We start from the raw sequence: 20,620 nt of genomic DNA on the forward strand, positions 1-20,620 counted from the left end.
CTGACGTTTGCGATGTCGTATCGGTCGCTTGATTGGTGGACATCGATCCCTCGTTTCCCCGTTGCAGAGCGTATTTTTCGCCCGCGCTCGAATGGGCGCTCGCCTTAGCTTTGCGTTCGAGAAGGCGCAAGTTTTTGGGTCACGCCGCGAACGGTCCTTTTGACTAGGGCAGGCCACGCACGCGGCTGTGACGGATCGAGGCAGTCGATCCTATAACGCAAGCGGGTCTCTTCCATCCAGTCGACTTTGTAAGGCTGATCGCCTGTGCCGAAATCGATCAGGGATACCTTATCGCGGTCGATCACATGCTCGAACAGAGCCGCGCTGAGCGTTGTTCCGGCAGAGAGCTGCTTGTGGCTTTCAAGATGCGCTAGCTTGTGGATGTAGGCGCAGCCATTCTCGACCGTCCAGCATTGCGCAGCCACGGCGACTTCACCTTCATACGCCAAGCCCAGCCTCAAACGCCCGGCTTCACTTTCGGCACGCGCAAATTCGCTCAGCATCGCCGGTTGATCCTCGGCAGGCTTCCAGCTCTCGGCATAAATTCGCTCATAATTGGCCCACGCAGCCTCATCAAAGCGATCGAGCACATCGACGCGTACTTTCTTGCCTTTGCGTTTGAGCGTGGTGCGCATCCGTCCGGGTCGCGACGCCCAATAGTCGGCAAAGCTGCGGTCGTTCACACGCAGAACGTGGTTGATGTCGCAGGGTTCGACCGCGACTTTCCAACCGGCTTGCTCGAAAGCGTACGCCAACCGCGTAGCTGATCCGTCTTCCGCGGGCACGGGTTCGAGGGTCACCCTGAACCCCCGTGATTTCAATTGTCGGGCGATTTCCACCAGCAACCGATCACCGAGATCCCCTTCGGGAGCCATTTGGCGCCAGGTGAAGCTATACCAATTGCGCAGTGGCGTGATGTGCCCGTTCTGCTCAGTCAACGCCAACGCCGCCGCATCATTCGCCTCGCCCGCAATCGCGATGAGAGGTGTAAGGCCTGTCGCGACCAGCAATTCATACCAATCCGCGCGGTCGAAAGGCGATTGGGCACGGCCACGCTGATCGTGATGACACAGGTCACGCAAGACGTTAACGCTATCGTGATACTGGAACTCGATCACGCGAGAATACCCTTACAAACTCATGCCTAATCAACCCGATCCTTCCCCATTTCCCCTCGATCACATCGCCGAACGCGGTGTGGCGCTGGGTCATGGAGAGCGGCTGGCGCTGATCCTTCGTGACCGCGTGCTTAACCATCAGGAGTTAAGACAGCGTGTCTCTCAGTTGGCCGCGTGGCTAGCGAACGAAGTGCCAGAAAAGGGCGCGAGGGTGGCGACTTGGGCCGCCAAAGGCGAACTCACGTGCTTAATGCCGCTGGCGGCGGCGCGGGCGGGCCTGGTTCACGTGCCGATCAATCCGCTGCTCAAGCGTGCACAGGCCAAGCATATCCTCTCCGATAGCGGTGCAGCGATGCTGATCGCGACAAAAGCGCGGATTGGGTCTCTGGAAGAGGCCGACTTGCCTGACGGTTTGGTAGTTATAGAGGAAAACGAGGCGCTTGAACGGGCCTTTGAACAATCAGATGAGCTTGGCCCCTCGGACGCCGAACCCGATGACCTTACCGCTATTCTCTACACCAGCGGATCGACCGGCAGGCCCAAGGGCGTGATGCTCAGCCATGCCAATCTCTGGCTCGGCGCGGTCAGTGTGGCGCATTATCTCGAATTGGCGGAGGATGATGTGACGCTGGCGGTGCTGCCGCTCAGCTTCGATTATGGGCAGAATCAGCTGCTTTCGACCTGGTATGCGGGCGGGGCAGTGGTGCCGCTCGATTATCTGTTCCCCAAAGATGTCGTGAAAGCCTGCGCCAAGCATCAGGTCACGACTTTGGCGGCGGTTCCGCCGCTATGGGTGCAATTGACCGAGCTGGATTGGCCGGAAGAGGCGGTCCGACCAATGCGGCGGATGACCAATAGCGGCGGAGCGCTGACCACGGATTTGGTCAGGGATTTACGCCGGATATCTCCTGCGGCAGACCTCTATCCGATGTACGGACTGACCGAGGCTTTTCGATCAACCTATCTCGATCCACTCTTGGTCGACGAGCATCCCACATCAATGGGCAAAGCTATCCCGTTTGCCGAGATTCTTGTGATCAACGATGCTGGCGAGATTGCTGCGCCGGGCGAAGAGGGCGAGTTGGTCCATTGCGGACCGCTGGTGGCGCAAGGATACTGGCAAGATCCCGAGCGGACTTCTGTCCGCTTCAAGCCTGCGCCTGCGTGGTCGGATTATGGCGGAACGGTACCGTGTGGTCGGGCGACCGCGTGCGCTTCGAGGAGAGCGGTTTGCTCTATTTCGTCGGGAGGCGCGATGCGATGATCAAAAGCGCGGGCAATCGGATCAGCCCTGCCGAGGTGGAAGAGGCCGCAATTGAGACCGATCTGGTGATCGAGGCGGTCGCTTTGGGCATCCCCGACGAACGCTTGGGCCATGCGGTGCATCTCGTAGTGCGCGGAAGCGACAGTGAAGAGGCGCGCAAGGCCCTTGCCAAAGCTCTCAAAAAGGATTTGCCCAACTTCATGCAGCCTGCGGAGATACACTGGCGCCAAGCCATGCCGCTCAACCCCAACGGAAAGATTGATCGGACCGCCTTGCTTGGGGAGCTTTCGCAGTGAGTGGCAAATCACCTAAGGTAAAGGCGCTGGGCCCCATTCCAGCAGGTTTTGAGGCGGTTGATGGCGAACTTGCAATCGCGGGTAAGTCTGCGAGTCATTGGGCTGAAGTGGCCGGGAAAACGCCGGTGTTCGTCTATTCGCGCTCGCGTCTCGATGCCCGAGTGGCGGAGCTGCGGGCTGCTTTGCCGCAGCGCATCGGCCTCAACTATGCCGTAAAGGCCAACCCCTATCTCCCAGTGGTCGGCCATATGGCTGGGCAGGTCGACGGGTTCGACATCGCCTCTGCGGGTGAGTTGGAGATCACCAACGCTGCCGGGATTGACCCGGCCAAAGTGAGCTTTGCAGGACCGGGCAAGCGCGATGAAGAACTGGAAGCGGCCATCGCCGCTGGCGTCACTCTGAATTGCGAGTCCGAAGGTGAAGCTGCGCGAGCGCTCGACATCGGTCAGCGCATCGGCCAGGCCCCTCGTATTGCTATCCGCGTGAACCCAGACTTCGAGATGAAGGGCTCGGGCATGAAGATGGGCGGGGGCGCAAAGCAGTTCGGCGTTGATGCAGCGCGCGTGCCCGATCTTGCGCGCGACATCATTGCCAAAGGCGCAGAGTGGCGCGGGCTTCACATCTTCACCGGCAGTCAGGCGTTAAGCGCGGAAGCGATTATAGAAACACAAGGCAACGTGCTGAAATTGGCTGCGGAATTAGCCGCATCAATTGGTCATAACCTGCCAAAGCTCAATATGGGCGGCGGGTTTGGCATACCCTATTTCCCCGGCGATGAGCCGCTTGACCTAGCATCGATCGGGTCGGCGCTGGCCAAGATGACGAGCAATCTCCCCGCAGAGCTTCAAGGCACCGAACTATGCCTCGAACTCGGGCGCTTTCTCGTCGGAGAGGCAGGGGTGTATCTCACCCGCATCGTCGATCGCAAAGTTAGCCACGGCACAACCTATCTCGTTACAGATGGCGGGTTGCACCACCAGCTCGCCGCATCCGGCAATTTCGGCACTGTCGTGCGCCGCAATTACCCGGTCGCTATCGCCAACCGTTACACCGAATCAGCTAACGATATTGCCAATGTCGTGGGCTGTTTGTGCACTCCGTTGGACCGTTTGGCGGACAATGCGGCGTTCCCGAAAGCCGAAGTGGGCGATCTTGTCGCAGTCTTTTGTGCGGGTGCCTATGGGGCCACAGCAAGCCCGTCTGGCTTCCTCGGACACGGTCCAGCGGCGGAAATCCTTGCCTAAGGGTTAAAACCTACGCAATTTTGCGTGTTTAGGGTTTGGAAAGCCGCTGTCTCAAATCGGGATAGCGGCCCAAATCGCAGGTTATTCCTAACACAATGTTCACCAATTTAAGCGAGAGAGAACGGGTCATTCGCGCGCTCCGGTGCGTCAGGTCGCTCCTGATGCTGAAGCCGGATCAAGCGAGACCTAGGTCAAGGATACGCTTAAATGTTGAAGTCTGTTTCGCTTTCCCGTTTCGTGGGTTCTGCTGTTGCCCTCCTGCTGATCACCGGTTGCGGTGGTGCAGGCCAGGAATTGCCGCCAGCGTCCTTTGCCACGACTGAGGAAGGGCCGAGCGAAGAATACGTGATCGGTCCGCTCGACCAGATCACCATTCACGTATGGCGCAATCCGGAACTCAGCGCTGAGGACATTCAGGTTCGTCCAGATGGACGGATCACCATTCCGCTGGTGCGTGACATGCCCGCTGTGGGTAAAACAGCGACCAAGCTGCAAGACGATATTCGCGACCAGTTGGCGCAATATATCGAGCAGCCGATTGTCTCAGTTATCGTCAATGAATTCTCTGGCACGTTTAACCAGCAGGTGCGGATCGTCGGTTCAACCGAACAACCTGCTTCACTGCCGTACCGGGCTAACATGACCGTGCTCGACGCGATGATCGCCGTCGGCGGTCTGAGTGAATTTGCCGCTGGCAACCGCGCCAAGCTGATCCGTCTAGATCGCGAGAGCGGCGAGCAGGTGGAATACCGCCTGCGCCTCAAAGACTTGCTCAAGAAGGGCGACAGCAAGGCGAACGTGACCCTGAAACCGGGTGATGTGATCATCATCCCTGAAAGCACGTTCTAAGAGGGCTGCGCGGGGCATGAACGAGATTTTCGAAGAGCTGCGCACGGCGCTCTACGCGGTTTGGCACCGGCGCTGGCTGGCGCTGGCTGTGGCCTGGGGCGTTTGCCTTCTGGGCTGGCTGATCGTGGCGATGATCCCCAATTCCTACGAAGCAAAGGCGCGCATCTATGTCGATGTCGACGATGTGCTTTCGCAGCAATTGGGTATTGCCGGTGATGGCCGTCAGGAAATCATGCGCGTCCGCCAGACCCTCGCAAGCTCGGTCAATTTGGAGAAAGTCGTTCAGGCCACACGCCTTGGCGAAGAAATAACCGAGCGCTCGCAGCTGGAGAGCGCGATTGCCGATCTCGACAAGAAGGTCACCGTTCGCAGCGAGCAAGATAATCTGTTCGAAATCACCGCCGAGGTGGGCAAGGGCGACCTTTCCGATGCTGAAAACGCCGTGCTCGCTCGCGATGTCGTTCAGAAGTTGATCGATATCCTGCGCGAAGAACACGTTGCAGGCAGCCGGGTCGAAGTCTCTGAAGCGCTTGCTGAACTCGACAAGCAGCTTGAAGAGCGCAAGCGCGAGCTGGAAGCGGCTGAACAGCGCCGCCTCGCTTTCGAAGCGCAGCATCCTGATCTGGTCGGCGGCTCAACCACATTGACGACACGCATCCAGCAAGCTCGCACCGAACTGCGCGGTATCGACGCTGATCTGGCAGCGGCGCAAAGCGCGCTTGCTGCGATCAACGGGCAGCTTGCCGGAACACCGCGCACGATTGCAACGCCAGACAGCGGCGGCCCTCGTGCTGCGCTGGCTCAGGCTCAAGCCCAGCTTGCCGAACTGCGCTCTCGTGGACTGACCGCCGAACACCCCGATATCAAGTCGACCACGCGTCAGGTTGAAATCCTGAGCCGTCAGGTGGCTGCACAAGGTCCGGGCGATGTATCAGGCACGCCAAATCCGGCCTATACCTCGCTCGTTTCGATCCGGGCTGACCGTCAGGCCAGCGTTGAATCGCTGCAAGCCCGCCGCGCGGCGCTTAACGCTGATATCGCTTCGCTGATGGGCAGTCGGGCGGCCGAACCTGAAGTCGCAGCCGAAGCCAACCGCATCAGCCGCGACTACGAGGTTTTGCAGAAGAATTACGAAGATCTGCTCCGCAACCGCGAGGCAATCCGCACGCGCGGCAATGTCGAAGACAAGTCGAGCCAATTCAAATTCCAGCTGATCGATCCGCCGGTTGTGCCGCAAGGCCCAGCGGCGCCGAACCGTCCGCTGCTGCTGCTTGGTGTGTTGTTTGTAGGTCTCGCCGCTGGGGCGGGGGTCGCATACGCGCTCAGCCAGTTGCGCTCGACCTTCGCCACTCCGCAGAAACTCGAACGCTCGCTCGATCTGCCGGTCGTGGGCTCAATTTCGATGACCATTTCCGACGCGGCGAAGAAGGTTCGCGCCAAGCGCATGAAGCAATTCGCGGGCGCTACAGCCGGTCTGTTCGCGGTCTTTATCATTCTCGTGGTGATCGAATTCATCACTGTCAGCACGGTCGCGTGAGGGGTTTGCAATGACTGAACACCGCAAAATTTCACGCGAAGGCGCAAGCAAAGTGGGAAGCAATTCCTCACTGTTTGAACGCGCCAGCGATGCCTATGGCCTCAACGCGCTCGCTCCGGCGAAAAAGCCGATCAAGTTGCCTGAGGTTGAAAAGCGCGTCCCACGCCAATCGCGCAAAGCACCCGTGCAGGCCGAAGCGCCGACGCAGGCTCCTGTCGCTTCGCCCACGCCAGCCCAACCAACGCCGAGCGCTCCAAAACCTGCACCAAGCGCACCAGCTGCGCCAGTCATCCCTTTGGGTGGCAGCGAGCAGCAGATCGACCGCGACATCATGCATGATGCCGGACTGATCGTGCCTGAGCGTCCGGTCACAGCGCTGCTAGAAGAATTTCGCATCGTAAAGCGCGAGCTTCTGGCTGACGCACGCGCAGGCGGGTCTGCCAAATCGCGGCAAATCCTCGTGTCCTCCCCGCATCCGGGCGAAGGCAAGACCTATTGCGCGCTGAACCTAGCCATCGCTCTGGCTGCAGAGCGCGATCTCGAAGTTTTGCTTGTCGACGCAGACGTGATGAAGCCCAGCGTCGCCCGCCGCCTCGGCATGGAAACCGACCAAGGGTTGATGGACGCCCTTGCTGATCCGGCGCTTGACCCGGAACGGCTCGCGATCCGCACCGACATCGACAATCTGTTTGTGCTGCCTGCAGGTACGCAAACATCGCGCGCGTCCGAATATCTTGCCAGCGCCCGCACCGCAGAGCTTTTGAAGCGGCTCACCCAAGGTGCGCCAAACCGCATTGTCATTTTTGATACGCCGCCCGCGCTTGCTGCCTCTGCAGCGGCTAGAGCTGGCAGCGCATGTTGGCCAGGTTCTGCTGGTCGCGCGTGCAGATGAAACAAGTCGCGCTGCATTGGAAGATGCAAAACAGCTGCTGTCGGCCTGTGCCGATATCAAGCTGTTGCTCAATGCCGCGCAATTCAGCCCGTCAGGTCGCCAGTTCGGTGACTATGGCGCGCAGGAGGAATGGACGTGATCAAGCTAGTGAGGGCAGCTTTGCTCGTCGGGATGGCAGCGATTGTCGCTGTTGCACCGGCGCATGCGCAGGATAACGGGGAGGGCAGCGCGGAACCCGAAGGCCCGCGCACGACTGTGCAGCCCTATATCGAGGTGTCGCAAATTGTTTCAGCGGAGATTACGCCGGGCGACGACGTGCTCACGTACACGCAGGTTGCAGCCGGGGTCGATATTGCAGCTGCTGGTCGCAATTCGGGCGGTTCGTTGTCGCTGCGTTATGAACGCAACATCGGCTACGAAGACGACAACCTCGATTCCGACACGATCAGCGGCATCGCTCGCGGTTACCTTTCGGTCATCCCGCGCGCGCTGACGCTGGAAGCGGGCGCTTTGGCAAGCCGCACGCGGATCGACGGCAGCGGCGGCACAACCAGCAACCCGCTGGTGCGCGATGACGCCGAAAGCCAGATTTACAGTGCTTATGCCGGACCAACACTGGCAACCCGCCAAGGCGACGTCGACCTGACCGCCTCGGCGCGGGTCGGCTACACCCGCATCGAAGCGAACAACGCGATTGTGAACCCCGCTGGCGATGTCGTCGACGTGTTTGACGACAGCGTCACTTATAATGCTCAGGCACGCGCATCGACTAATCCCGGCGAACCTCTGCCGGTCGGCATTGGCGTCGGTGGTGGCTATTATCAGGAAGATATTTCCAACCTCGATCAACGTGTGCGTGACACTTACGTGCGCGGCGATGTGACCATTCCGGTCACCTCATCGCTCGCAGTCATTGCGGGCGCGGGATACGAGGATGTCGAGGTATCGAGCCGCGACGCACTGCGCGATGTCAACGGTGATCCGGTGATCGGCGACAATGGCCGTCTGGTGACCGACACCAGCGCGCCGCGCCAACTCGCTTTCGATATTGACGGGTTCATCTGGGATGTCGGTGTCTTGTGGCGGCCCAGCAGCCGCACTTCATTGGCCGCAACAGTCGGTCGTCGTTACGATTCGACCACTTACTACGGCAACTTTACCTATGTTCCGAATAGCCGCAGCCAATTGAACCTGTCGGTTTATGACTCGGTGAGCGGCTTTGGCGGAACGCTCACCAATTCGCTCGCAGCGATACCGACTGAATTCGGTGCGGTGCGCAACGCGGTGAGCGGCGATTTTGGCGGCTGTGTCGGTGGAGACACCGGTGCAAACTGCGTCAGCGTGCTCGGCTCTGTACGTTCGGCAGCCTTTCGGGGTCGCGGCGTGCAAGCCAGCTATCAGCGCCGTATTGGCCGTCTGAACGCAGCCATTGCCGCCGGGTATGATCGCCGCAAGTTCATCGCAGCGCCGGGCACTGTGCTCGCCGCAGCCGATGGTCTGGTGGATGAGACTTACTACATCCAGGGCGCGCTCACCCGCGCGATCGGCGACAACGCCAGCCTTTCGACCAATGCCTATGTCAATTGGTTCGATAGCAGCAGCGATATCGGCTCGAACGGCGTGACCGCATATGGAGCCTCAGCCGCCTACAACCAAACCATTGCAGGCAATCTCTCTGCTCGTGCAGCGCTCGCAGTCGATTATCTCGACTCCGACCTGTCGGTACCGATGACTTTGCCTTTGCCACCGCCTTGTTCGGCCTGCGTTACGATTTCTGATCGGGAAAGCACCAGACGATGTACGAAGAATTTTACGGCTTAACCTCTCGCCCGTTTCAGCTGACACCTGATCCGGATTTCTATTTCGAGAGCGCCAGCCACAAAAAGGCACTGTCTTACCTCGGCTATGGCTTAAGCCAGGGTGAGGGCTTCATCATCATTACCGGTGAGGTGGGCGCTGGTAAATCGACGCTCGTTGCGCATTTGATGCAGCAGATCGACCGCGATGCGCTGACTGTCGGCCACGTCGTCACCAGCGCGCTTGACGGTGATGAGTTGATCCATGTTGTCGCGCAAAGTTTTGGTCTTGAAGTCGAGGGCCGCGACAAAGCGGGCGCTTTGGGCGCCATCGAGGCCTTCCTGCAAGACGAGGCGCGCGCCGGGCGGCGCTGCTTGTTGGTGGTCGACGAGTGCCAGAACCTCGGAATTGCCGCGCTCGAAGAGCTGCGGATGCTGTCGAACTTCCAGCTCGGCTCGCACCCATTGCTGCAAGGCCTCTTGCTCGGTCAGCCAGAGTTTCGCCGCACTGTCGCCAAGCATGCCGACCTTGATCAATTGCGCCAGCGCGTGATCGCTTCACATCACCTCGAAGCGCTCGATGAAGGCGAAGTCGAAGCCTATATTGCGCACCGGCTCGATCATGTTGGATGGCAGGGCAATCCCGCAATCACGCCCGAGACACTTGCTGCGGTCTACGAAACGACTGGCGGCATTCCGCGCCGCGTCAATCAGGTCATGAACCGCATGTTGCTCCTCGGCGCGATTGAAGAGCAGAGCGAATTGACGCCCGCAATGGTCGCTTCGGTGTGCGAAGAAATGCTCGCCGATACCGACAAAGGAGCTCGCCTGGACGCGCCGCAATCGCTTGCCGCGGCACCAACCGCTGCCGTTGCAGAAGCCGCTCCAGACCAGTCAATCGGATCTGTTCCCGCAGAAGAAGTGGCAGCGTTACTGGCTCAGCGCGATGCGCGCACGACCGAGCTCGAAGCGGCGATCAATGAACTTCAGGCCGCCGGTGCAAGCGGTGAACCCCTGCAGATGGACGGCGAAGTCAGCGAAGCCATCAGCCGTCTCGAAGCACGGCTCGAAGAGCAGGAGCAATCCTTCCGCCATGTGGTCGGCATGCTGATCGAATGGCTCGAGGAAGACGCATCGCGCGAGGCCGCCTAAATGAATGTCGCGCCTGACTTTTCCGAGGCGACCAAAACACGGATCGTCAACGGCCTCTCGGTCGATGTCGAAGACTGGTTTCAGGTCGGCGCATTCGAAGATGTGATCGAACGCGGCGAATGGGACGGAATCAAAACTCGTGTCGAAAGCAACATTGATCGCATTCTCGATCTGTTTGCCGAAGCCGATGTAAAAGGCACTTTCTTCACGCTGGGTTGGGTCGCCAAACGTCACCCTGCGATGATCCGCCGCATCGCTGATGCTGGCCATGAAATCGCCAGCCACGGCTATGACCATGCGCGGGTCTACACCTTCACCCGCGAGGATTTTGGCAAGGATATCAAACTTGCGCGGGATATCCTGCAAGATTGCTCTGGCACAGAAGTGACCGGATACCGCGCGCCGAGTTTCTCCATCGACCAACGCACGCCGTGGGCTTTCATGGAGCTGGCCGAGCAAGGCTATGCCTATTCGTCCAGCGTCGCGCCGATTGCGCATGACCATTACGGCTGGCCGGAGGCTCCGCGCTTCGCATTTAAGCCAATCGCTTGGTCCGATCTCATCGAGATACCAGTGACCACCGCAATCCTTGGTGGAAAGCGCGTTGCAGCGGGCGGGGGCGGGTTCTTCCGCGTTCTGCCCTATGCCTTTTCACGCTGGGCCATTCGCCAAGTGAACCGGCGCGAACAGCGCCCTGCGGTGTTCTATTTCCATCCTTGGGAAATTGATCCCGATCAGCCGCGCGTTGGCAATGCGCCGATGCGGTCTAAGCTGCGGCACTACACCAATCTCGACAAGATGGCGGGCAAGCTCGCTGATCTGGTTCACGAATTCCGTTGGGGCCGGATGGACATGATCGCGCACCGGGAAGCCGCCAAGGCGGTCACGCTGTCCCCATGAATGCGCAGGTAAAGCCACAGATTGCTGTCCGCGAAGCCAGTTTGAGCGATGCAAGCGAATTGCAGCGCATTGAGGGTTTTGTGCGAGAGCAGAAGGGAGAATTGTTCCATCTCCCTTCATGGCTTTGCGCCGTCGAGGCTGGCACAGGTCAAAAAGCGCGCGGGCTGATCGCTGAACAAATGGGCGTGATGTGCGGTTGGCTCCCGCTGACCGAAGTGCGCTCGCCCTTGTTCGGCAGCGCCTTGGTTTCGAGCGGTTTCGGCGTTGGGGGAGGCATTCTTGCCGCCAATGACCGCGCGGCAGCTCACTTGGCAGGGGCGGCACAAGCGGAAGCAATCCGCCACTCGATCAGCACGATTGAGCTTCGCGGTGGTCCGGTCCCGACGGGCTGGGAAGAAATCTCCGATAAGCACGCTGGCTTCGTCGCGCCGCTCGCAGAGGATGACGAAGGACAATTGCTATTGATCCCTCGCAAGGCCCGCGCCGAAGTTCGCAAGGGTCTGAAAAACGATCTGCAAGTGCGGATTGGCCGTTCTCAAGACGACATCGCCGCGCACTACGCGGTCTACAGCGAGAGCGTGCGCAATTTGGGCACACCGGTTTTCCCGAAATCGCTGTTCACTGCAATGCTCGATGCGTTTGCTGACAGCAGCGATATTCTGACCGTGTTCGAGGGCGATACGCCGATTTCAAGCGTGCTGTCGTTCTTCCACGATGGTGCGGTGATGCCGTTTTGGGGCGGGGGCGTATTTGCGGCCCGCAATCTGCGCGCCAACGAGCTGATGTATTACAAGCTGATGTGTCACGCTCGCGAACGGGGCATGACCCGTTTTGACTTTGGTCGCTCAAAGACTGAAAGCGGACCTTTCAACTTCAAAAAGAATTGGGGCTTTGAGCCCGAACCTCTTACCTATGCGAAATGGTCCGCCGATCGCGAAAAAGCACGCGATATTGACCCCACGAGCGCTGCCTATTCGCGCAAAATCGAGCTTTGGAAGAAGCTACCGCTGCCGCTCGCCAACATGATCGGGCCGTGGATTGCGCGCGGGCTGGCGTAAGGCACGGGCAATGGGCGATATCCTTTTCCTTGCGCACCGCGTTCCGTTTCCGCCCAATCGCGGGGACAAGATCCGCAGCGCGCATCTGCTCAAGAAAATGGCCGAGTTCGCACCAGTGCATGTCGGTTGTTTTAGCGAGAATGCAGAGGACCGCGCGGCTATCAGTGAGATCAAAGCGATTGCTGAAAGCCATTGCGTGCCCAACCGAGCCAAGCCCCTGCCATTGGCGGGAGTGGAGGCCGTGCTGAGCGGCAAGCCGGTGAGCCTGACAGCGTTTCATTCCAAGCGCCTGCAAGGCTGGGTTCGGAAAACATGCGAGCAGCGTCCTGTTGACACCATCGTGGTCTTCTCCGGCCAGATGGGGCAATATGTTCCTGAAGATTTTGCGGGCCGCGTGATCATCGACCTTTGCGACGTCGATAGCGCCAAGTTTGAGAGCTATGCAGAGGCGGGCGAAAGGGTTTGGCTCAACGCCCGCGAAGCGCATTTGCTCGCTGCTGAGGAAGAGCGGTTGGCTCATCGCGCAGACGCGACGATCTTGATCAGCGAAAACGAAGCAAAGCTGTTTCGCAGCCGTCTGACCGATGCATCGCGCCCCAATGTACAGGTTATCGGCAACGGTATTGACGCTGCGTTCTTCGACCCGTCAAGAGTCAGTGCACACACAGAGCTTTCACCAAAAACCGTCCCACATTTCGTTTTTACGGGGCAGATGGATTACCGCCCGAATGAGCAGGCATGCCAATGGGTCGTCGAGCATTTCATGCCTGCCATCCGCGCGACACATCCGAACGCGCAATTTCATATCGTTGGGCGAAATCCTACTGCCAAGGTCATGGAGCTCGCTAGCGTTCCGGGCGTCAAAGTCTGGGGTGAAGTCCCTGATGTCCGGCCCTTTATCGCCAGCGCCGACATCGTGCTTGCGCCGCTATTGATCGCGCGCGGCGTGCAGAACAAAGTGCTCGAAGCGATGGCGATGGCCAAGCCGGTTATGCTCACGCCGGATGCTGCAACCGGAATCGCTGCCAAAGACGGCGAGCATTGGTTGCTCGAAAAGGCCGACGGCGAAGCCATGGCGAAGCGCGCATGCGAGTTGCTGTCTGATCGTGATGCCGCGTTTGAACTCGGCAGCGCAGCACGGCAATTTGTGCTCGACCATCATGGTTGGGACGCGATGCTTGCACCGCTCGCAAATCTGACCGGCCAACAACAGGACGCGCGCAATGCCGCCTGAGGAATTGTCCCAAGACTGGCGGCAAAGCAGCTTTGTCGACGCGATCCCCAACGCTTGGCAACGCCCGCTCGCGATGCTCTTTTTGGCTGTCGTCTCGCTGTTCGTGCTGACCCACCGCGAGTGGGGCGAGATGTTGCACCAATGGTGGAATATCGACACATACAGCCACATTCTGCTCGTCCCCGCCGTTATCGGATGGCTAGTGTGGATGAAGCGCGATGTTCTGGTGCAGGAACAGCCGGCAGCCTGGCTTCCGGGGTTGCTCCTCGTCACCGGATCGCTCGCCCTGTGGACCCTTGGCCGCGCAACAGGGATCAACCTATTCGCACACGCTGGCGCAGTCGCTGCGCTACAAGCGACGATCATAGCTTTGCTCGGCCCGCGCATCGCCATGTTGCTACTCTTGCCGCTGGGCATGGCCTGTTTTCTCGTGCCGTTCGGCGACGAGATAATTCCACCGCTACAAATGATCACCGCAGACATTGCCATCACACTAACCCGGTGGAGCGGCATCCCTGCACAGATTGATGGCATCAAAATCGACACGCCGGTTGGCCTGTTCATCGTCGCAGAGGCCTGTTCTGGCGTGAAGTTCCTGATCGCGATGGTGACGCTTGCTGTGCTCGTTTGCTTCACCCAGTTCAATTCGTGGGCGCGGAGAGCCGCCTTCATGGCGGCCGCGATCATTGTCCCGATCATCGCCAACGGGATCCGCGCGTGGGGCACAATCTACATTGCGCAGAGCCAGGGTGTTGAGTTCGCTGCCGGGTTCGATCACATTTTTTATGGCTGGATATTCTTTGCGCTGGTGCTTTTTATCGTGCTCGCCGCAGCGTGGAAATTCTTTGAGCGCGAGCCGGAAGATGCAGGCTTCACTCCGGCAGAGTTGGACACCATGGCCTGGTTGGGACGGATGAAGCAGGCGTCTGGTCAGACGGTCTTGATCGGCGTCATCGCACTCGCAACTTTCGCGGGAATTGCCGCCGCTCTCATTCCGCCTGTCGCCATCGCGCAAACAATCGGTTAGGCGCAGACCCCATGTGCGGGATCGCTGGAATTTTTCATGCTGAGACGCCGAAGCCGGTCGATCCTGTGCGGGTCGAGCGGATGTGCGATGCACTGGTCCATCGCGGGCCGGATGGCTCGGGCGTGTGGACCGCGCCTGGCATCGGTCTAGGCCATCGCCGTCTTTCGATCATCGATCTGGAAGGCTCTCCGCAACCGATGCAAAGTGTCGATGGCCGCGCGGTCATCAGCTTTAACGGTGAGATCTATAATTACCGCGAATTGCGCCGCGAACTGGAAAAAGTTGGCGCACAATTCAAAACCAGCGGGGACACCGAGGTGATCCTCGCCGCGTGGCAGCGCTGGGGCGTCGATTGCCTCAAGCGGCTCGACGGCATGTTCGTGTTTGCAATCTACGATCTTGACCAACGCAGCTTGTTCATCGCGCGGGACCGACTGGGCGTAAAGCCGCTTTTCCTGTCACGTCTGAGCGATGGCAGCTTGGCATTTGCCTCCGAGCTGAAGGGTCTACTCGCGCACCCATTGCTCCGGCGACGGCTCAACCCGCAAGCGCTCGATGATTACCTCGCCTGGGGCTATGTGCCGGATCACACCTCGATCCTTGTCGGGGTAGAAAAGCTACCGGTCGGTCACTTCTTGTTGCTCGAACATGGCAAGCCGTTGAGCCCCCCGAAGAAATGGTGGGAAATCAGTTTTGCTGAGCGTGAGAAGGGCAAAGAGGCTGATCTTTCGGCGCAGCTGGTGCACCTGATGCGAGAGGCCGTGCAATCACGGATGGTGGCTGACGTGCCGCTCGGGGCGTTTCTGTCAGGCGGTGTTGACTCCTCGAGCGTCGTTGCGCTGATGAGCGAGACGAGCGCTGAGCCGGTGCGCACTTGCTCGATTGGTTTCGATGTCGAGGCACTCGACGAGACCAGTTACGCGCAGCAAGTCGCGGACAAGTTCGGCACCAACCACACGGCTCGCACTGTCGGTCAGGACGACTTCGCCGCGATTGATCAGCTCGCATGTATGTTCGATGAGCCGTTCGCCGATGCCTCTGCGCTGCCGACATGGCGCGTGTGCCAATTGGCTCGCGAGCAGGTGACGGTCGCACTCTCAGGTGACGGCGCTGATGAGGCCTTTGCGGGGTATCGCCGGCAAGTGTTTCACCACCATGAAGAGCGGCTGCGTTCGATATTGCCATCGGGTTTGCGGCAATCGGTGTTCGGAGCCTTGGGTAGCATCTGGCCCAAAGCCGATTGGGCACCGCGACCCTTGCGGGCCAAGGCAACCTTGCTCGCGCTCGCCGATAGTGGGGAGGAGGGCTATGCTCGTGGTCTATCGGTCAACACACCGGATCAACGCACCGCCATCTATTCCTCTGGCTTTGGTCGCGAATTGCAAGGACACCGGGCCGAAGATGCTCTCACCGTGCTTATGCGCGACGCTCCGGCGAAGAGCGGGCTCGACCGAGCGCAATATGCCGATCTCAAATTCTGGCTGCCGGGAGACATCCTTACCAAGGTCGACCGCACAAGCATGGCAGTCAGCCTAGAAGCGCGCGAACCTCTGCTCGACCATCGCCTGATCGAATTCGCAGCACGCCTGCCGGAGCGAATGCGGGTTCGCGGTACAACCGGGAAGTATCTGCTCAAGAAATGCATGGAGCGGTATTTACCACACGACATTCTTTACCGGCAAAAACAGGGCTTTGTGACTCCGATTGCACAATGGCTGCGCGGTCCGTTGGCAAATGAAGCTAGGACCATCGCAAGCTCCTCACAGATCGCGCAATCGGGATGGTTTGATCGGGGGCGGTTGTCCGATCTCGCTGAAGCTCACATCGCCGGACGGTCAGACAATTCGCGGCTGCTATGGCAACTGGTGATGCTCGAAAAATCGCTTAAGCAATTGCAGATCAACGACTAGCCGTCAGCACCGTGGCCGAGCGCAAGGTACTCATCGCTTTGCATTTCGTTGAGGCGACTTGCGGTACGCTCAAATTCAAAGCTGCCATCGCCTGCTTGGTAAAGTGCGTCCGGTTCGACGGCGGTCGTCGCGAACAGCTTGACCTTATGCTCGTAGAGCGCGTCAATCAGCGTGACGAAGCGCGCCGCTTCGTTGCGCTTGTCTGGCCCCATTTGCGGAATGCCAACGATGATCACTGTGTGAAAATTCCGGGCGATCGCGAGGTAGTCTGATGCGCCGCGCGGATCGACGCAGAGCCGCTTGAAGCTGAAAACGCCAACGCCTTTCAGCGATTTTGGGACATGGATCGTGCGCGCGCCGCCCACATCCAGTTCCTCGCTAGGAACGTGCTCAGCATCCTCAGGAGCAAAGTCGGTCAGGCGGAAGAAAGCCTCGCGCACCTTGGCGGTCGCTTCATCACCCAAGGGCGTGTGCCATGTGTCCATTCCGCCGATCCGGTCTAGCCGGTAATCGATCGGGCCATTGAGCGAAACCACGTCCAACTCGCGCTCAACCAGCTCGATAAATGGCAGAAAGTGCTCGCGGTTGAGACCGTCCTTGTAAAGATCTTGGGGAGGGCGGTTTGAGGTGGTCACAATCGTGACCCCTTGCTCACAGATCAAATTGGTGAAGAGACGGCTCATGATCATCGCATCAGCCGAATTGGTGACGACCATCTCATCGAAGGCAAGGACGCGCGCATCCTGAGCAATGTCGCGCGCCACATTCGGGATAGGATCACCCGGATGGGCATCGCGCCAAGCGCGCATCATCTGGTGTACCAGTTGCATAAAGGCATGAAAGTGGACGCGTTTCTTCTCATCAATCGAGAGCCGATTATGGAAAAGGTCCATTAGCATCGATTTGCCTCGACCGACGCCGCCCCACATGTAGATTCCTTTGGGCCGAACCGGTTTGCGGCTGAAGAACTGACCGAGGAGACCGCCCGGAACCTCCGCTTCCAACTCCTTTTGAAGTTGGTCGAGTCGCACCGCAGCACGGCGCTGATCAGGATCAGGCTTTAGCTCACCATTCGCAATCAACCGCTCGTACCGCGCAAGCATGGTTCAGGCCCGGACGCTCATCTTGCGCACAATGCCGGAATAGCTCGCGACGACATCTTCTTCCTGCACGACTTGTCCGCGCACGAACAGCAGTTTGCCCGTTTCGCGCACGATCTCCGTCACCGCATCGAGCGGTCGTTTCGGGTCGCCGCCACCGACGAACTGTGTCGATAATTCCAGCGTCACCGAAGGCCCAGCATTACCCGTGCCGACGACGTGCATGGTGGTGAACATCGAAATGTCGATCAGGCTCAACGTTACCGCGCCGTGGATGATGCCCTGCAGGTTCTCGTGCCGGCGCTCCGGAAACATGCGAAGGCGGCACTTGTCCCCCTCAGCCCGGGTGATGAGCTTGCCCATCACCGCGCCGTTGAACAGCGTCTCGTCTTTCAGATTCCAGTGGTTCCAGCCCGGATTTTCGGGATCTGGCGCATGCTCGAATACGTCGTCCGACAGCTCGCTTAGACGGGCCACAGGCTTAGATTTCGCGTTCGGCCATCATCTTCTTGGTCTCAGCGATCGCTTTCGCAGGCGAGAGACCTTTCGGGCAGACATTCGCGCAATTCATGATCGTGTGGCAACGATAAAGGCGGAACGGATCCTCCAGCTGATCGAGACGCTCACCGGTCATCTCGTCACGGCTGTCGGCGAGCCAGCGATAGGCTTGCAGCAGGATCGCTGGGCCCAAGAACTTGTCCGAATTCCACCAGTATGACGGGCACGAAGTCGAACAGCACGCGCACAGGATGCACTCATAGAGGCCGTTCAACTGCTCGCGCTGCTCTGGCGACTGCAGTCGCTCCTTGCCCGAAGGCGTCGGGCTGACGGTTTGCAACCACGGACGGATCGAGGCGTATTGCGCGTAAAAGTGCGTGAAGTCCGGCACCAGATCCTTGATCACATCCATATGCGGCAGAGGCGTGATGCGGATCTCACCCTTCAGGTCTTCGATCGCGGTCGTGCAGGCAAGGCCGTTCTTGCCATTCATGTTCATCGCGCAAGAGCCGCAAATCCCCTCGCGGCAGGAACGGCGGAAGGTCAGCGTCGGATCAACGTCGTTCTTGATCTTGAACAGGGCGTCGAGGACCATTGGACCACAATTGTCCAAGTCCAACTCGAACTTGTCATAGCGCGGGTTCGCGCCACTATCTGGGTCATAGCGATAGATCTTGAACGACTTGGTGCGACCACCGTCGGCCTTGTGCACCTTGCCCTGCTTGCTGATCTTGGAGTTCTTTGGAAGCGTGAACGTCGCCATTGGTATCGTTATCCCGTTTCGTGTTGCGACCTATCTAACGTCTTGGCCGCACGAGGCAAGGGAGCCCATGATGCGATTGTGTGCATGAGCGTTGCATCAGGCGCAGGCTTGCCTCTAGCCGGGAGAGACATGGACCGCATGTTACACGGTTCAGAGCCCTAAAAAGTGGCTGATTTTCGGAACCTTGTGCCCATCCGCTCGCTCTAGCGTGCATGAGTAAAGTAGGAAAATTCCCGCGCACCGCAGCGGTGTTTGGCAGCACTGGCGGGATTGGCCGCGCTCTGTGCGAAAAGCTGGCCGAACAGGGATGTGAGCGGGTGTACGCAGGGTCGCGTGCGGGCGAGGAGCCTAAAGGTGCGAACATCACCCCGTTTGCATTCGATCTGGAAGATGAAACGAGCATCGCGGATGCCGCCAAGACCATGCGCGATGATCCACCGCGAATGGTGATCGTTGCAACAGGCGTGCTGACGTTGGCCGATGGCACGGGGCCAGAGCGGACCTACAAACGGCTTGATCCGGTGGCGATGGCGCAAGTCCTGTCGCTCAACACGATTGGCCCCGCGATCATCGCCAAACATGTGTTGCCGCTATTCCCGAGGGAAGGGCGCTCTGTCTTCGCGGCCCTTTCCGCGCGCGTGGGGTCGATCAGCGACAACGGGCTGGGGGGCTGGCATTCGTATCGCGCGTCGAAAGCCGCGCTCAATATGCTGCTCAAGAACTTCGCGCTGGAGCTTGGCCGCACGCATCCCGAGGCTGTGGTCGCTGGCCTGCATCCGGGGACGGTGGATAGCGAGCTGTCAAAACCGTTTCAGTCGAACCTGCCGGATGGGCAACTGACCGGGCCGAATGAGGCTGCGGGCAATTTGCTTGAGGTTTTGGGTGCGCTGACACCGGATGAAAGCGGCAAAGTGTTCGACTTTGCGGGCAAGGAAGTGCCTGCTTGATCAGCCAATACTATGCCGTCTTAGCCCTTCGGCGACAATCGTTTCGATCAAGTCCTCTTGCGTCCAACCCGCAAGCTCCGCCGCGCGGCCAAACACCTTTTGCGACCACAGATTGCAATTGAGATTCAGCTCCAGAAACGCGATCTCGCCCGTCTCCTCGTTCACGCGGAATTCGAACCGGCCATAATCAAACGGGCGGTATTCGTCCCAGACCTTGCGAGTCAGCTCGGCGATTTGTGCTTCCATTTCAGGATGCTGGAAGTGATCGAGCGAGTATTTCTGACTGCGGTCGACCAGATCGCGCTTTTCCTGATAGGTGCGCAGGTGCGACGGGTCAGCCTGACGAAAAATCATCATCGGCAGGATTTGCGGCTCGCCATTGATCGTTACCACCGGCACTTCGACATCGCTGCCATCGAGGAACGGTTCGACGATCGCATCCTGCCCGCCATTGGCGGGATCGTTGTGAATGCGCTCCACTGCCTCTTTCACGCCATTCCAATCGCGCGCATCGCCCACGCCCCAACTGGCGGAGGAATTGTTGGGCTTGATCACATAGCGCTGCGCCTGCGGACACTTGTCCTCGGTAATCGGAGCGCCCTTGCGATAGCACGCCCACGGCGCGGTCGGCACGCCGGCATCGCGCGCAGAACGCTTGGCGAGGTGCTTGTCGTCCGATAGGCCGCGCAGGATCGGATTGGCGCCAAGATAGGGAATGCCAGCGCGCTCACACAGCAACGGAACAAGCATTTCCGAATTGAAAAAGCCTGCGCGGTTCAGCAGCGGAAACACGAAATCGACGTCCTTTGGCGGGTCGAACAGAATGTCGAATGTCTGGCTGATCGTCAGCTTCAGGCCAAGCCCTTCAAGCACTTCGCGCATTTCGCGATGATAGAGCGCGTGGTTGCCATCCTCCGGGTGGATCTCGCCCTCCCACAAGGCATTCTTCGCCAGAAAGAGGATGTGCGCGTGCGCCTTAACATCGCCTGGAATGCGCATTGGGGTGAGGCTGTCGGTCATATTTCCTGCCCATAG

18 protein-coding genes and 1 pseudogene are annotated in these 20,620 nt (G+C 59.3%); 14 read left to right on the top strand and 5 right to left on the bottom strand.

The window, feature by feature from the left end; translation table 11 throughout:
• Positions 1 to 104: 104 nt before the first annotated feature.
• Positions 105 to 1,118, bottom strand: a complete 1,014-nt coding sequence (locus ACZ1GU_RS07805) for a GNAT family N-acetyltransferase (RefSeq protein WP_472647459.1) — start codon at positions 1,116 to 1,118, stop codon at positions 105 to 107.
• Between the two features lie 22 nt (positions 1,119 to 1,140).
• Here ACZ1GU_RS07805 and ACZ1GU_RS07810 point away from each other — a divergent pair.
• The 13 genes and pseudogenes from ACZ1GU_RS07810 to ACZ1GU_RS07870 all read left to right on the top strand — a co-directional run bounded on the left by ACZ1GU_RS07810 (position 1,141) and on the right by ACZ1GU_RS07870 (position 16,277).
• Positions 1,141 to 2,678: pseudogene (locus ACZ1GU_RS07810) on the top strand (acyl-CoA ligase (AMP-forming), exosortase A system-associated).
• Positions 2,675 to 3,922 carry a pyridoxal-dependent decarboxylase, exosortase A system-associated gene (locus ACZ1GU_RS07815; protein ID WP_472647460.1) on the top strand — a complete coding sequence of 416 codons (1,248 nt, stop codon included), beginning with the start codon at positions 2,675 to 2,677 and terminating at the stop codon, positions 3,920 to 3,922. The pseudogene ACZ1GU_RS07810 and the gene ACZ1GU_RS07815 overlap by 4 nt, the downstream one beginning before the upstream one ends.
• A gap of 210 nt (positions 3,923 to 4,132) precedes the next feature.
• Positions 4,133 to 4,771 carry an XrtA/PEP-CTERM system exopolysaccharide export protein gene (locus ACZ1GU_RS07820; RefSeq protein WP_472648732.1) on the top strand — a complete coding sequence of 213 codons (639 nt, stop codon included), beginning with the start codon at positions 4,133 to 4,135 and terminating at the stop codon, positions 4,769 to 4,771.
• A gap of 16 nt (positions 4,772 to 4,787) precedes the next feature.
• Positions 4,788 to 6,308 (top strand): XrtA system polysaccharide chain length determinant, encoded by a 1,521-nt coding sequence (locus tag ACZ1GU_RS07825; RefSeq protein WP_472647461.1) that lies wholly within the window; start codon positions 4,788 to 4,790, stop codon positions 6,306 to 6,308.
• Positions 6,309 to 6,318: 10 nt separating this feature from the next.
• Positions 6,319 to 7,200 carry an AAA family ATPase gene (locus ACZ1GU_RS07830; RefSeq protein ID WP_472647462.1) on the top strand — a complete coding sequence of 294 codons (882 nt, stop codon included), beginning with the start codon at positions 6,319 to 6,321 and terminating at the stop codon, positions 7,198 to 7,200.
• Between the two features lie 16 nt (positions 7,201 to 7,216).
• On the top strand, positions 7,217 to 7,339 hold the full coding sequence (locus tag ACZ1GU_RS07835; protein ID WP_472647463.1) for a hypothetical protein: 123 nt from the start codon (positions 7,217 to 7,219) through the stop codon (positions 7,337 to 7,339).
• Positions 7,336 to 9,021, top strand: coding sequence for a TonB-dependent receptor (locus ACZ1GU_RS07840; RefSeq protein ID WP_472647464.1), 1,686 nt, complete (start codon positions 7,336 to 7,338; stop codon positions 9,019 to 9,021). The genes ACZ1GU_RS07835 and ACZ1GU_RS07840 overlap by 4 nt, the downstream gene beginning before the upstream one ends.
• Entirely contained in the window at positions 8,997 to 10,148 is a 1,152-nt protein-coding gene (locus ACZ1GU_RS07845) for an XrtA/PEP-CTERM system-associated ATPase (protein ID WP_472647465.1), read from the top strand. The genes ACZ1GU_RS07840 and ACZ1GU_RS07845 overlap by 25 nt, the downstream gene beginning before the upstream one ends.
• On the top strand, positions 10,149 to 11,048 hold the full coding sequence (locus ACZ1GU_RS07850) for an XrtA system polysaccharide deacetylase (protein ID WP_472647466.1): 900 nt from the start codon (positions 10,149 to 10,151) through the stop codon (positions 11,046 to 11,048).
• Positions 11,045 to 12,106 (top strand): FemAB family XrtA/PEP-CTERM system-associated protein, encoded by a 1,062-nt coding sequence (locus ACZ1GU_RS07855; RefSeq protein WP_472647467.1) that lies wholly within the window; start codon positions 11,045 to 11,047, stop codon positions 12,104 to 12,106. Before ACZ1GU_RS07850 ends, ACZ1GU_RS07855 begins: the two co-directional genes overlap by 4 nt.
• A 10-nt stretch (positions 12,107 to 12,116) precedes the next feature.
• Positions 12,117 to 13,340: a TIGR03087 family PEP-CTERM/XrtA system glycosyltransferase gene (locus ACZ1GU_RS07860; protein WP_472647468.1), complete on the top strand. Its 1,224-nt coding sequence runs from the start codon at positions 12,117 to 12,119 to the stop codon at positions 13,338 to 13,340.
• Complete coding sequence (xrtA, locus tag ACZ1GU_RS07865; protein ID WP_472647469.1) at positions 13,330 to 14,367, top strand: exosortase A; 1,038 nt, start codon at positions 13,330 to 13,332, stop codon at positions 14,365 to 14,367. Before ACZ1GU_RS07860 ends, xrtA begins: the two co-directional genes overlap by 11 nt.
• Positions 14,368 to 14,378: 11 nt before the next feature.
• Positions 14,379 to 16,277, top strand: coding sequence for an XrtA/PEP-CTERM system amidotransferase (locus tag ACZ1GU_RS07870; RefSeq protein ID WP_472647470.1), 1,899 nt, complete (start codon positions 14,379 to 14,381; stop codon positions 16,275 to 16,277).
• Here ACZ1GU_RS07870 and zapE read toward each other — a convergent pair.
• Genes zapE through ACZ1GU_RS07885 form a run of 3 tightly spaced genes read right to left on the bottom strand, consistent with a single transcriptional unit; the run spans position 16,274 to position 18,638 of the window.
• Complete coding sequence (gene zapE / locus ACZ1GU_RS07875) at positions 16,274 to 17,380, bottom strand: cell division protein ZapE (RefSeq protein ID WP_472647471.1); 1,107 nt, start codon at positions 17,378 to 17,380, stop codon at positions 16,274 to 16,276. The genes ACZ1GU_RS07870 and zapE overlap by 4 nt on opposite strands.
• Positions 17,381 to 17,383: 3 nt before the next feature.
• Complete coding sequence (locus ACZ1GU_RS07880; protein WP_472647472.1) at positions 17,384 to 17,854, bottom strand: PaaI family thioesterase; 471 nt, start codon at positions 17,852 to 17,854, stop codon at positions 17,384 to 17,386.
• Between the two features lie 4 nt (positions 17,855 to 17,858).
• Entirely contained in the window at positions 17,859 to 18,638 is a 780-nt protein-coding gene (locus tag ACZ1GU_RS07885; protein ID WP_472647473.1) for a succinate dehydrogenase iron-sulfur subunit, read from the bottom strand.
• A 212-nt stretch (positions 18,639 to 18,850) separates the two neighbouring features.
• Between ACZ1GU_RS07885 and ACZ1GU_RS07890 the strand changes: the two genes are divergently transcribed.
• The gene (locus ACZ1GU_RS07890; RefSeq protein ID WP_472647474.1) at positions 18,851 to 19,585 is read left to right on the top strand and encodes an SDR family NAD(P)-dependent oxidoreductase; all 735 of its coding nucleotides are present in this window, start codon (positions 18,851 to 18,853) and stop codon (positions 19,583 to 19,585) included.
• Here the strand turns inward: ACZ1GU_RS07890 and ACZ1GU_RS07895 are convergent, their stop codons facing one another.
• Positions 19,586 to 20,605 (bottom strand): D-alanine--D-alanine ligase family protein, encoded by a 1,020-nt coding sequence (locus ACZ1GU_RS07895; protein ID WP_472647475.1) that lies wholly within the window; start codon positions 20,603 to 20,605, stop codon positions 19,586 to 19,588.
• Between the last annotated feature and the right edge of the window lie 15 nt (positions 20,606 to 20,620).

Source organism: Erythrobacter sp. HA7-11 (genome assembly GCF_055693605.1).